General features: G+C 42.4%; 9 protein-coding genes, 1 tRNA gene and 1 pseudogene. 4 read left to right on the top strand and 7 right to left on the bottom strand.

Annotated features, from left to right (window positions below):
• Positions 1 to 179, top strand: a pseudogene (locus tag ACK5MF_RS17070) (group II intron reverse transcriptase/maturase); the annotation flags it as partial.
• Positions 180 to 431: 252 nt separating this feature from the next.
• On the opposite strand, the gene ACK5MF_RS17075 reads toward ACK5MF_RS17070, so the two are convergent.
• From ACK5MF_RS17075 to ACK5MF_RS17085, 3 genes are all read right to left on the bottom strand, one after another.
• A tRNA-Pro gene (locus tag ACK5MF_RS17075) sits at positions 432 to 508 on the bottom strand.
• A gap of 77 nt (positions 509 to 585) precedes the next feature.
• The gene (locus tag ACK5MF_RS17080; protein WP_416923755.1) at positions 586 to 2391 is read right to left on the bottom strand and encodes a DUF3413 domain-containing protein; all 1806 of its coding nucleotides are present in this window, start codon (positions 2389 to 2391) and stop codon (positions 586 to 588) included.
• 34 nt (positions 2392 to 2425) lie between these two features.
• Positions 2426 to 2641, bottom strand: a complete 216-nt coding sequence (locus ACK5MF_RS17085; protein ID WP_416923756.1) for a YejL family protein — start codon at positions 2639 to 2641, stop codon at positions 2426 to 2428.
• A gap of 84 nt (positions 2642 to 2725) precedes the next feature.
• Here ACK5MF_RS17085 and yejK point away from each other — a divergent pair, with 84 nt between their 5' ends.
• Both yejK and asd read left to right on the top strand, forming a co-directional pair.
• Entirely contained in the window at positions 2726 to 3727 is a 1002-nt protein-coding gene (yejK, locus tag ACK5MF_RS17090) for a nucleoid-associated protein YejK (RefSeq protein WP_416923757.1), read from the top strand.
• Between the two features lie 161 nt (positions 3728 to 3888).
• Entirely contained in the window at positions 3889 to 5001 is a 1113-nt protein-coding gene (asd, locus tag ACK5MF_RS17095; RefSeq protein ID WP_416923758.1) for an aspartate-semialdehyde dehydrogenase, read from the top strand.
• A gap of 405 nt (positions 5002 to 5406) precedes the next feature.
• Here asd and ACK5MF_RS17100 read toward each other — a convergent pair whose 3' ends face one another.
• Together ACK5MF_RS17100 and ACK5MF_RS17105 are read right to left on the bottom strand one after the other, a co-directional pair.
• Positions 5407 to 6024, bottom strand: coding sequence for a hypothetical protein (locus ACK5MF_RS17100; RefSeq protein ID WP_416923759.1), 618 nt, complete (start codon positions 6022 to 6024; stop codon positions 5407 to 5409).
• A 147-nt stretch (positions 6025 to 6171) separates the two neighbouring features.
• Positions 6172 to 6807, bottom strand: a complete 636-nt coding sequence (locus ACK5MF_RS17105) for a YchE family NAAT transporter (protein ID WP_416923760.1) — start codon at positions 6805 to 6807, stop codon at positions 6172 to 6174.
• A 632-nt stretch (positions 6808 to 7439) separates the two neighbouring features.
• Here ACK5MF_RS17105 and adhE point away from each other — a divergent pair.
• Positions 7440 to 10133, top strand: a complete 2694-nt coding sequence (gene adhE / locus ACK5MF_RS17110; protein ID WP_416923761.1) for a bifunctional acetaldehyde-CoA/alcohol dehydrogenase — start codon at positions 7440 to 7442, stop codon at positions 10131 to 10133.
• 154 nt (positions 10134 to 10287) lie between these two features.
• On the opposite strand, the gene ACK5MF_RS17115 is transcribed toward adhE, so the two are convergent.
• Complete coding sequence (locus ACK5MF_RS17115; RefSeq protein WP_416923762.1) at positions 10288 to 11163, bottom strand: multidrug transporter; 876 nt, start codon at positions 11161 to 11163, stop codon at positions 10288 to 10290.
• Positions 11164 to 11343: 180 nt separating this feature from the next.
• A partial coding sequence (locus ACK5MF_RS17120) for a SulP family inorganic anion transporter (protein ID WP_416923763.1) occupies positions 11344 to 12196 on the bottom strand: 853 nt, incomplete at its 5' end.

Genomic DNA, 12196 nt, shown 5'->3' on the forward strand with positions numbered 1-12196 from the left:
AGCTTGGATATAAGCCGCCGTTTAGATTTATCCGAATGAGTAGTTGGAGAAATGCGCAAAGTCCTCTAGCCAGTTATGCGATGCCAAACCAATGGTTCAACGAACTGGGGTTGGTAAATCTTGAGCAAGTAGGAACAGGGTATGTGTTTAGCAATTATGCTGAATGGAAGTATGCATGAGCCGTATACGAGGTCCGTACGTACGGTTCTGTGAGAGGGATGAGGCGGTAACGCCTCACCCTACTCGATTCAGGCGGAGATAATATGAATGAAAGAAACCAAAGCGGTTGCACAGAAGGCTAAAACAGCTTTGATACAAGCCACTGTTTAGATTTATCCGGATAGTTCGGTACTCTAGTCAGTTACGCCTCACCCTACTCGATATAGACGTAAAAAAGCCCGTAACTCTTTGAATTACGGGCTTTAGGTGTATGGTCGGACTGAGAGGATTTGAACCTCCGACCCCCGACACCCCATGACGGTGCGCTACCAAGCTGCGCTACAGTCCGATTAGCGTAATCTAATCAGTTTTTATTTAGCCGTCAATAACTAAGTCTTTCAAATGATTGTATTTTAACCTGATGATTTAATTATCTTTCGCGTAAAAACGTTGTAGCTCAGTGAAACCTTGCATTAATACAGGTAAAGTTGGCGTCTCGTCTTTTAAACGTTGGTAATTGTCGTCATACAGTTTGAAGTTACCAAACTTGTCTACTACGGTTGTTTGCTCGTCGGTAATTAATGCCAATTCACGTGAATCTCCGGCTAGGATCCACTTTCTTTTTGCTTCATTAAACAGATTTCTACCACTACTGAAATCGCTAGGGTTAGACGACACGCCGAGTAAATCTTGCATGATAGTCACTGGCAAATCTAAATGACTCGAACGATGGTGGTAAACACCAGCAACTTTGCCAGGCCAATGAACAACCATAGGAACTTGGAGTTGATAACGGCTGTAATTACTGTTTGCACCCCAACTGTTCGTTTTTGTTTCATTAAATTCGATGCCGTGGTTGGATGTAATAACCACAACGGTATTGTCCAGGAATTGCAGCTCGTTCAGCTTGGTGAAAAGTAACTGAAGCTCATTGTCGGCTAAAACGACCGAATGATTGTAGCTCGCTCGTAGCCTGTCACTGGCGGAGTTAATTGCTGCCGTTCCATCATATTGGTCGAAATTATCAACGGTTGAAAGTTCCAAATAGCTGAACCAAGGCTGCTTCTTCTGCTGTTCAGCCCAAGAAGACCAACGAGCAATAGTCTGTTCATCGCTACTTGTTTCTGGATCAAACGGAGCTTTAGATATTGGAATGTTACGGAAAATCGTCTCTTGATAGAGAGGGTCAGAGAAGTTAACACCACTAAATAGACCGAACTTGTATTTTTGTGACTGCAACACATCCAACATAATTGGAGCAGCGCCTTGAGCTTGAATGCTGCTTGCATAGCTACTTGGTAAGCCATAAAAAAGACCAAACAAACCCAACATGTCGTTGCTTGAACTGTAATGGTTGGTGAAGTTTAGGTTGTCAGCGGCAAATTGATACGTGCTTGGCATCAGTTCAGGCGTTAAAACATCTGCCCGTAGGTTATTCACACTGACGAGTAAAATATTCAGATTGTTCGCCCGGCGGTCAAATTTGATTTCCTCAATAGGGTAATTAACCAAATCAACCGTATTTTGAGTTTCTTCGAGTCGTTTGAGATATTCATCTCTGTCTAGTAGACCATGCTTTTCCATGAACGATTTTGCTGTCATTGGGTATGACAGTGGGAAATTCGATTTTTGGCTTGTCACAGGGCTATAGAAATAAGCATCAGACCATACATAAATCAGGTGGCTAGCGATAAAGCTGACGAAGAATACCGTTGCCAGAGGACGGCCAACACGTTTGTGACTAAGCCTGCGCTGTTTTCGCCACACCCATTCGGATAAACCAAGTTGCAATAGGAAAACTAATGGAAGAACCACGAACAAATGCTGCAAATCAGTTCTTACGGCACTGCTTTCATCATTAAATAGCAATTCCCAAACGACAGGCGTTAAGTGCAAGTTGATGGTTTGATAGGCCTGAGTATCAATGAGCAGGACAGTCAGCCCGAATGTTGCGAAACAAACGGAGACAAAACGGAATAATGAACGAGATGGAATCAAGAATGTTAACGGAAAAAGCGTCAACAAATAGATAGCAAAAACTAGGAAGCCAAAATGACCAATCCATGAAAGCGCAAGATAAAGCTGACCTAAGAAAGTGTCAGGCCACGGCGACTGTGCAATATATCTTGTGCCAATCAGCATTGCCGCAATGATATTAAAGAAGGCAAACCAGTGCCCCCAGCCTACAAGACGTGATACGCGTTCGCCGTATGTGTTTCCGCTATCTACCATGTACTTTTCTATTTATCCGATTCTATATTTAAAGTTAGTCTGCTAATGAAGACATTAATGCTTGAGAAAACTTCTCTGCGATAGCTTTACGTTGTGAGGCGGCAACATTTTGGTTCAAAATATTAGTCGCCACATTTCCCGCAATCATCAGGGATAGTTCAGGAGACGCATTATGTTTATCAAGAACGGCTGCGATTTCAGTCAGGATAGTTTCAACTTTTTCGTCGCTGTATTTCGATGTTATAGGCATAAATACTCTAATGATGATAGTAAAAACGGCTTATGATAACCTACTATGCCTTACAACTGAAACCAGAACGATGATTATTTCACTATGAGCCTGCACCTTTCTAATGTCATTTTGCATCAACTAAGCAAAAACAATAACGACGAGTTAACGGTTAACTTCCGTGCTCAATCTCTTGATAATGATACATCAACAGAAAACCTAGTATCCGAATTACATCGCGTTTTTAACGCGAAAGCTGGCAAAGGTTTTGGCTCTTTCAAGTCTGACAGTGATTTTCAAAACTGGTTGCAAGAAATGCGTCAAAGTCAGCGTTCGTTTTACGATTTTTCTCAAATCAGTGCGCAACGTCTCAAAGATGAACTTTCAAAGTATCCATTCGCCGATGAAGGTATCCTAGTAATGGCTGAATATCAGTCGTTAGCGACCGATTTCTTGTTGGTAGGAATACTGCCTTTAAATCAAAGTTTGAAGGTTACGGAAGGGTTGGATATTAGTGCAACAGACTATTTAGATATCAATAAGATGGATATTGTCGCACGTATCGATCTTTCCAGTTTTGAAACGGATAAAGAGTCGAATCGCTATCTGTCTTACATAAAAGGTCGCGTAGGGCGCAAAGTATCGGATTTCTTTTTGGATTTTCTTCAAGCTGAAGTCGGTCTTGATACGAAAGTACAGAACAAGGTGTTGATGCAAGCGGTTGAAGATTTTTGTAGCGACTCAAAGCTAGAGAAAAGCGAAGCGATCAGCTATAAGAAACAAGTTTACGACTACTGCAACGAACAAATTAAAGCGGGTGAAGAAGTTCAGGTGAAAGAACTGTCCGGTGAATTACCTCCTGCTCAAGATGGTACCAGTTTTATGGACTTTACCCGTGAGCATGGCTACGAGTTGGAAGAAAGTTTCCCCGGTGACCGTTCGACCATGCGAAAACTGACTAAGTATGTTGGTGCTGGTGGCGGTTTGAACATTAGCTTCGATAGCTTATTAATGGGCGAACGAGTGTTTTACGATCCAGAAACTGACACTCTGACAATTAAAGGCACTCCGCCTAACTTACGTGATCAGCTAACACGTAAAAGTTAACTATCGATTAAAGATTCAAGAGGGCTCAAGAGTTCTCTTTTACTCTCTTGATTGAAATATAAATAATACAGTCATTTTTATAAGAAACGCTTGAGATTTTTGTCTGAACCACTTATAGATGGTGGATCATTTTTATCAAGAACACACGGAGAATTAGTGCGATGAGAGTAGGTTTAGTGGGTTGGCGTGGCATGGTTGGTTCGGTACTCATGCAACGTATGGTTGAAGAAGGCGATTTTAATCTTATTGAACCTGTATTCTACAGTACCTCACAAATTGGCGTTCCTGCGCCAAATCTAGGTAAAGATGCAGGAATGCTGCAAGATGCTTTTGATATCGATAGTTTAAAACAACTTGATGCAATCATTACGTGTCAAGGCGGTAGTTATACCGAGCAAGTATACCCTGCATTACGTCAGGCTGGCTGGAAAGGCTACTGGATCGACGCGGCCTCAACGCTACGTATGGCTTCAGATTCTATTATTACGCTCGACCCTGTGAACTTGAAGCAAATCCAACACGCACTCCATGCGGGTACTAACACCTTTGTTGGTGGTAACTGTACAGTAAGCTTGATGCTGATGGGGCTTGGTGGTCTGTTTGAAAAAGGTCTTGTTGAATGGACCAGTGCAATGACTTATCAGGCAGCTTCTGGTGCTGGCGCGCAAAATATGCGTGAACTTATCTCTCAAATGGGTGTGATCAATGACTCTGTAAGTTCTGAACTAGCGAACCCTTCGAGTTCTATTCTTGATATTGACAAGAAAGTTGCAGAGACCATGCGTTCATCTTCATTCCCAACGGATCAATTCGGTGTGCCACTTGCGGGTTCCTTGATTCCTTGGATCGATGTCAAACGCGACAATGGTCAGAGCAAAGAAGAGTGGAAGGCGGGTGTAGAAGCGAACAAAATCCTCGGCACTCAAGATTCTCCTGTGTTCATTGACGGTACTTGTGTTCGAATTGGTGCTATGCGTTGTCACTCTCAAGCGTTAACGATTAAGTTAAAACAAAGTGTGCCAATGGATGAGATTGAAGAGATCATCGCTTCACACAACGAGTGGGTAAAAGTGATTCCAAACGAGCGCGATATTACCGCTAAAGAACTGTCACCAGCAAAAGTCACTGGCACTATGTCTGTTCCTGTTGGTCGCCTACGTAAAATGGCGATGGGCGATGACTTCCTAAATGCATTCACCGTTGGTGACCAGCTACTTTGGGGTGCTGCAGAGCCACTACGTCGTACACTGCGTATTATTCTTGCTGAGAAGTAATAACCCAATAGCCTGCTACTGTCTTATTTTAAGCATTCTCTTGGTTCTGTCTGAGGGAATGCTTTTTCGTATTTGATAACCATTAATCTTTCATTTCTGTTTCAACTGTTATTCGAGAATAAATATTCTCAAATAGCCTCTTCCTTCATAATTAAATATTGGTAAACCCCCAGCTAATCTGGGATGACTCGCATAGGTTTGACCGTGACAACGGTGTAACTAATTTGAGTAAATTAAATAAGTTCAAGAGTAAATATAATATTAGCGATTTCTTATTCTTCCCTAGTATTTATCGGGTGATGTGTCAAACAAGAATGTTTTAAGTGATAAAGATATATAAATTTGAGGCAATAAAAAGGAGGCATGAATCACCTCCTTGGATCTAAATTATAAATGATTCAGAGATTACTCTTCTAATGCCTGAATGAGCTCGGGGTCGGAGAATATCTCTTCAAAACGAGATTTATAAATGAGCATCATCTCATTCATGATTGTGCCTCCCGGAATATCATTCTCGCCAGCGTAATGTTTTTTGACCGTTTTTTGGCCAGCCTTATTATTTACGATGACATCGACGTCGTACCATGAGTTATCTGAAAACGGATGATAATCATATTTCCATTCGTGGAGCAGTACGACAATCGATGGGTTTCCATCTTGTTTCATACTGTTTAACAACTCAGGAAGTGATGTTGTTAAGTTTGTATCGTAACGTTTGACGGTTAATCCTTTGTTTTGGATCCCGTATTCGAGGCGGTTAGTCAGAAACACTGACATTGGCTCACCAGTTGCGGTGTTATAAGAATATGGAATAGCAAGACTAGAGCGGATTAGGCCTTCGAAAGCCGGTGATTTATCTTGATCAACGACATAAGGGCGTTGGTCGACGATAGCCAGAGAGACGGTTGTTATATCACTGGGAATGGTAATTTCAGGTGCAGATTCTTGGATGGATAGAGTGCTACATCCCATAAGAAACAAGCTGGAAATAAGAAATAGACACCACTTTGTATTATTAATCATAATTTTCCTTTTTATATATCATTGATTATCCGAGTGAATAATCGGACGGCATTTTAATCAAAAAGGTGAATGATTCTATAGACTATATCGGATGCCTGTTTCATTCTTGCCCGAAACGGCTAGGGCATTACACCAATGCCGGTGATGTTACGCTAACCCCGGGAACAGGCTGCGTAAGCCATTAGTAATAAATTCGATACCTAGAGCGCCAAGGATCAAACCCATAATACGAGTGATCACGTTGATACCTGTTTGACCCAGCAATTTCACAATATAGGGTGCGGAGCGGAACAGTAACCATGAACATAAAGCGAAGAATACGATAGTGACGACAATACCTGTGGTGTCCATTAAGCCTGGGTATCTTGAGCCATAAACAATAGTTGAACTAATCGCACCAGGCCCTGCCATAAGAGGCATTGCCAGTGGCACTACACCAATTTGTTCGCGGCTTATATATTCCGATTTCTCTTGTTTGTTCTGCTTATCTTCACCTAATTTACCGCTCATCATTGAGAACGCAATACTCATCAGCAGCATGCCGCCTGCCACACGAAATGAGTCTAGAGAAATACTAAACATGTCTAGCAGCATTTGACCACCCAAAAGCGCAGTGATCAGAATGATAGCGACAGCGATATTCGCAGTGGCAGCGGTCTTATTTTTCTCTTCTGGCGTCATATGCCCTGTCAGTGAGACAAACACCGGCATAATTCCTACCGGGTTAACAGCAGCAACTAAACCCAGAAAGAACTGGAGAAAAATAGCAATTTCGAACGACATGTCAGGTTCTCTTATTTTTCATAGGATTGAAACAGATTGTGCGTAATCTAAGGTAAAGATAGCAAAATAACGAATGAAAAAATTTGCAATTTTCCCTCGTTTATACGTGAGAAAAACTAATTATGGTCGATAATTGAAAATTAGTTGTTTCAATTGTGTATTTGTTAATCGGTTGATTGATGCATTTCATTAACATTTCCGTATGCCTGATAAAAAGTTGCTCATCGACTGGAGAGTAAAAGTGAAATGGATATACTATGAGTAGCACATGAAAATACGTCTACATGTAGTAATGTTGTACAAAAATGAAACTTTTTTACACGATGTTGTATTTTTTTTAGTTTGTTAGTTCGAATGCGGTATTTTTAATCAGTTGGTTTTTGGAAGTATTATTCAATAAATACAACTGGTTAGGTGGTTTCTCTTACGGTTTTTACCTATAAGGGGATAATTAGTTTTTCAGAACTGATCTGAGTCAATTTTTTTCACGCAGTGAAATATTATACTCAGCCATGAAAGCAATTTACTAAGTTCGTTGATCTAAGTCTTTGAAGTTGTGGTAAAAACACATATACAACATGCTTAATAAAGAGTTTTTTTAATTTTTATATTTTTATTTTAGGAGATCCATTATGCCTGTAACTAATCTGGCTGAACTAGATGCTCTAGTCGCTCGCGTTAAAGCGGCTCAAGCTGAGTTTGCTACTTACTCTCAAGAGCAAGTAGACAAAATCTTCCGAGCAGCTTCTCTAGCAGCTAACCAAGCTCGTATCCCTCTAGCGCAACAAGCGGTAGCGGAATCTGGCATGGGTATTGTTGAAGATAAAGTAATCAAGAATCACTTCGCGTCTGAATACATCTACAACAAATACAAAGATGAACAAACTTGTGGCGTGCTGGAAGAAGACGAAAGCATGGGTACTATGACTATCGCAGAGCCTGTGGGCATTATCTGTGGTATCGTACCAACCACTAACCCAACCTCTACTGCAATCTTCAAATCTTTGATCTCATTGAAGACTCGTAACGGTATTATCTTCTCGCCACACCCACGTGCTAAAAACTCTACTAACGATGCAGCTAAACTTGTTTTAGACGCAGCAGTAGCCGCTGGCGCACCAAAAGATATCATCGGTTGGATTGACCAACCTTCTGTAGAGCTTTCTAATGCTCTTATGAAACACGAAGGTATTGCTCTTATCCTTGCAACTGGTGGTCCAGGCATGGTTAAAGCGGCTTACTCTTCAGGTAAACCAGCTATCGGTGTGGGCGCAGGTAACGTTCCCGTTGTTATCGACGAAACAGCAGACATCAAACGTGCGGTTGCTTCTGTTCTTATGTCTAAAACTTTCGATAACGGCGTGGTGTGTGCTTCTGAACAGGCTGTCATCGTTCATAAAGACGTATACGAAGAAGTTAAAGAACGTTTTGCTTCTCACAAAGCACACGTACTAAGCAGAGCTGATGCTGATAAAGTACGTAAAACAATTCTTATCGACGGCGCACTAAACGCAAAAATCGTTGGTCAACCTGCTGCAGCTATCGCAGAAATGGCAGGTGTTAAAGTTCCTGCTGATACTAAAGTGCTTATCGGTGAAGGTCTTGGCAAAGTTTCTTACGACGACGAGTTCGCACATGAGAAACTATCTCCATGTCTAGGTATGTTCAAAGCAGACAGCTTTGAAGACGCTGTTGCTCAAGCTGTAACCATGGTTGAAATCGGTGGTATCGGTCATACTTCTGGTCTTTACACTAACCAAGATGTAAACGCAGATCGTATTCGTTACTTCGGTGACAAGATGAAGACTGCTCGTATTCTTATCAACATTCCTACTACTCACGGTGGTATCGGTGACCTTTACAACTTCAACGTTGCTCCATCTCTAACGTTAGGTTGTGGTTCATGGGGTGGTAACTCTATCTCTGAGAACGTTGGTCCTAAACACCTAATCAACAAGAAAATTGTTGCTAAGCGAGCTGAAAACATGTTGTGGCACAAACTTCCTAAGTCAATCTACTTCCGTCGTGGTAGCCTTCCAATTGCTCTGAGCGACCTAGAAGGTAAAAAACGCGCATTCCTTGTAACTGACCGTTTCCTATTCAACAACGGTTACGCTGATGAAGTAGTTTCACTACTTAAAGCTCAAGGTATGGAAGTTCAAACATTCTTTGATGTAGAAGCAGATCCAACTCTATCTGTAGTAGAGAAAGGTGCAGCACAAATGGCTAGCTACCAACCAGACGTGATTCTAGCTCTAGGTGGTGGTTCACCAATGGATGCGGCGAAGATCATGTGGGTAATGTACGAGCACCCAGAAACTGACTTTGCTGAACTTGCAATGCGCTTTATGGATATCCGTAAACGTATCTACAAGTTCCCTAAAATGGGTCAAAAAGCTGAACTTGTATGTATCACTACTACATCTGGTACTGGTTCTGAAGTGACTCCATTTGCGGTAGTTACCGACGACAAAACGGGTGCTAAATACCCACTAGCTGACTACGAGCTAACACCTAACATGGCAATCGTTGATGCGAACCTTGTTATGAACATGCCTAAGTCTCTAACAGCATTCGGTGGTTACGATGCGGTAACTCACGCACTAGAAGCTTACGTATCTGTTCTTGCGAACGAATACTCTGACGGTCAGGCTCTACAAGCACTTAAGATGCTAAAAGAATACCTACCATCAAGCTACAAAAATGGTGCAAATGACCCAATTGCTCGTGAGAAAGTGCACAACGCAGCAACTATCGCTGGTGTAGCGTTTGCAAACGCATTCCTAGGTGTTTGTCACTCTATCGCTCACAAGCTTGGTGCTGAGTTCCACGTTCCTCACGGTTTGGCTAACGCACTACTTATCTCTAACGTTGTACGTTACAACGCGAACGATAACCCAACCAAACAAACAGCATTCTCTCAATACGACCGTCCACAAGCACGTCGTCGTTATGCGGAAGTTGCTGAACAGTTAGGTCTAACTCAACCTGGCGATCGTACCGCTCAGAAAATTGAACGTCTACTTGCATGGTTGGAAGAGCTGAAGAAAGATCTTGATATCCCACTGTCTATTCAGGCAGCAGGTGTTAACGAAGCTGATTTCTTAGCGAAAGTTGACGCATTAGCGGTTGACGCGTTTGATGACCAATGTACTGGTGCAAACCCACGTTACCCTCTAATCACTGAACTGAAAGAAGTGCTGATCGCTTCTTACTACGGTAAAGCTTTCGTTGAAGGTGAAACTTTCGAAGGTACTACTGTAATCAAGAAGAAAGCAGACCAAGTAGCAACCGCTGCTAAAGCTGACAAAAAAGTAAAAGCGTAATATGAGATAGGTTTTCGCTAGCACGATAGCCTTATCAATAAATGGAAAACCCCACTTCGGTGGGGTTTTTTGTTGGTAACAAAACTACTTTCGGTGCTCATTGTCTAAGACTGAACAGTTTAATAGTGAAGTTGGTATGATTGCTATCACCGCTTTAAGTCCACATCACCAAAATGGCGGCTAGCGCAACGAGAACCAGTCCCAAGCCATCTTTGATTTTCACTTTTTGCTTGAGCCACATAACTGATATCAGCATAGTAAAAAAGATTTCTACCTGACCCAGTGTTTTAACGTAGGGAACTGCTTGTAATGACATAGCGCTAAACCAACCGATAGAACCCAGGCAGCTCGTCAAGCTGGTTAAGAATACGATCTTAGGGCGCGCAAATAAGGCTTTTAATGTAGCAATGTCTCTTACTATCAAATAGCTGACTAAGATGATGGTTTGCAATGCGATCACCAATAGTAATACCCAAGCCGCGCCATAAGGAAAGGGTAACCCTAAAGCGAGGCTTGCTTCACGCACCCAAAGCGACGTTAGAGCGAAAGCACTGCCACAACTTATTCCCAACAGTACAGTAGGCAAAGATATTTGACGAAAACTGCCTTGAGTACTGAGTAAAAAGACACCGACTCCGCCGATAAATACGCCAAGCCAGCCTAACAATGTCAAATGAGTACCGAAGAAAAGCATGCCGAGCAGTGCCGCGACCAAAGCTTCACTTTTTGCCAGTCCTGCACCTACAGCATAGTTGTTGAACTTGAACAGTCTGACCATTAGCGCGGTAGCAAGGATCTGCATGGTAGCCGCCCCTACAATATAGGTAATAAAGAGCGAGTTAAAATCAGGCAAGGTAATCGGTTCTAGTGCGTACAGCGAGAGTAAATAGATTGCTGCTATCGGCCCTGCCCAAAGAAAACGAGCCAAAGTGACACCTGCGGTTTTTACATCACCGGATAAATGGCTTTGAAATGCATTACGCCATGATTGCATAAATGCAGCAAAAAAAGTGAATAGAATCCATGTCATAGTGGGAAAAGCTTTTAAATAAGAAGAATAACACTATGCTATGGAAACGGTTGGATATCAAACCATTAGGTAAGAAAAGACCTTAAGACCACCCGTTCCCACGCGGAGTGAAGTGACCCCATAAAGTTGGACAACCAATTATTGGGGGTCACTTCAGAGCATGGGAACGATACATCTTAACTAACCTGCAAGCACATCGGTAGCAACTTTATAGCTTGGGTCTTCTTTAACATTAATTTCGACTAAGCTACCTGCTTTATGAAGCAAAGCACGGCAATCTTGGCTGAGGTGACGTAAATGTAATGTCTTACCCAGCGATGCATAGCGCTCGGCCAACGTTTCAATGGCTTCAATGGCAGAGTGGTCAGCGACACGTGACTGAGCGAAATCGACAATCACCTCTTGTGGGTCGTTTTGTGCGTCAAATAGCTCAAGGAAGTTAGCCGCAGAACCAAAGAAGATGGGCCCATTCACTTTATAGACTTTTAACCCTTCCTGATTAAGTTGGCTGCTTGCGTAGATATGTTTGGCGTGTTCCCAGGCAAACATAAGAGCAGAAGCAATGACACCAACAGCCACAGCAATAGCCAAATCAGTAAACACGGTCACGACGGTTACCAGTATGATGACAAAGAAGTCTTGTTTAGGTACGCGGCGAGCAAGTTTAAAGGTTGCCCACTCGAAAGTGCCGATAACGACCATAAACATCACACCGACCAGAGCGGCAAGGGGAATCATCTCAATGAGCGATGCCGCAAACAAGATAAAGAACAACAGGATTACTGCTGCCACAATACCTGATAGGCGACCACGGCCACCGGAATTAATAGTGATCATTGACTGGCCAATCATCGCACAGCCACCCATTGCACCGAACACTGAACAAGTCATGTTTGCTAAACCTTGTCCCATACATTCGCGGTTAGACTTACCACGAGTGTTGGTCATTTCGTCAAGCACTGTCAAGGTTAGCAGTGATTCAATCAAACCGATAGCAGCCAAAATGACAGAATATGGCAGAATGATTTGCAAA

The sequence above is a fragment of the Vibrio sp. genome (assembly GCF_047973365.1).
In the GTDB taxonomy this organism is placed as follows: domain Bacteria; phylum Pseudomonadota; class Gammaproteobacteria; order Enterobacterales; family Vibrionaceae; genus Vibrio.

Coding starts and splice junctions, on each gene's coding strand:
- ACK5MF_RS17080 (WP_416923755.1), bottom strand. CDS start 2,391: ATGGTAGATAGCGGAAACACATACGGCGAACGCGTATCACGTCTTGTA.
- ACK5MF_RS17100 (WP_416923759.1), bottom strand. CDS start 6,024: ATGATTAATAATACAAAGTGGTGTCTATTTCTTATTTCCAGCTTGTTT.
- asd (WP_416923758.1), top strand. CDS start 3,889: ATGAGAGTAGGTTTAGTGGGTTGGCGTGGCATGGTTGGTTCGGTACTC.
- adhE (WP_416923761.1), top strand. CDS start 7,440: ATGCCTGTAACTAATCTGGCTGAACTAGATGCTCTAGTCGCTCGCGTT.
- ACK5MF_RS17085 (WP_416923756.1), bottom strand. CDS start 2,641: ATGCCTATAACATCGAAATACAGCGACGAAAAAGTTGAAACTATCCTG.
- ACK5MF_RS17105 (WP_416923760.1), bottom strand. CDS start 6,807: ATGTCGTTCGAAATTGCTATTTTTCTCCAGTTCTTTCTGGGTTTAGTT.
- yejK (WP_416923757.1), top strand. CDS start 2,726: ATGAGCCTGCACCTTTCTAATGTCATTTTGCATCAACTAAGCAAAAAC.
- ACK5MF_RS17115 (WP_416923762.1), bottom strand. CDS start 11,163: ATGACATGGATTCTATTCACTTTTTTTGCTGCATTTATGCAATCATGG.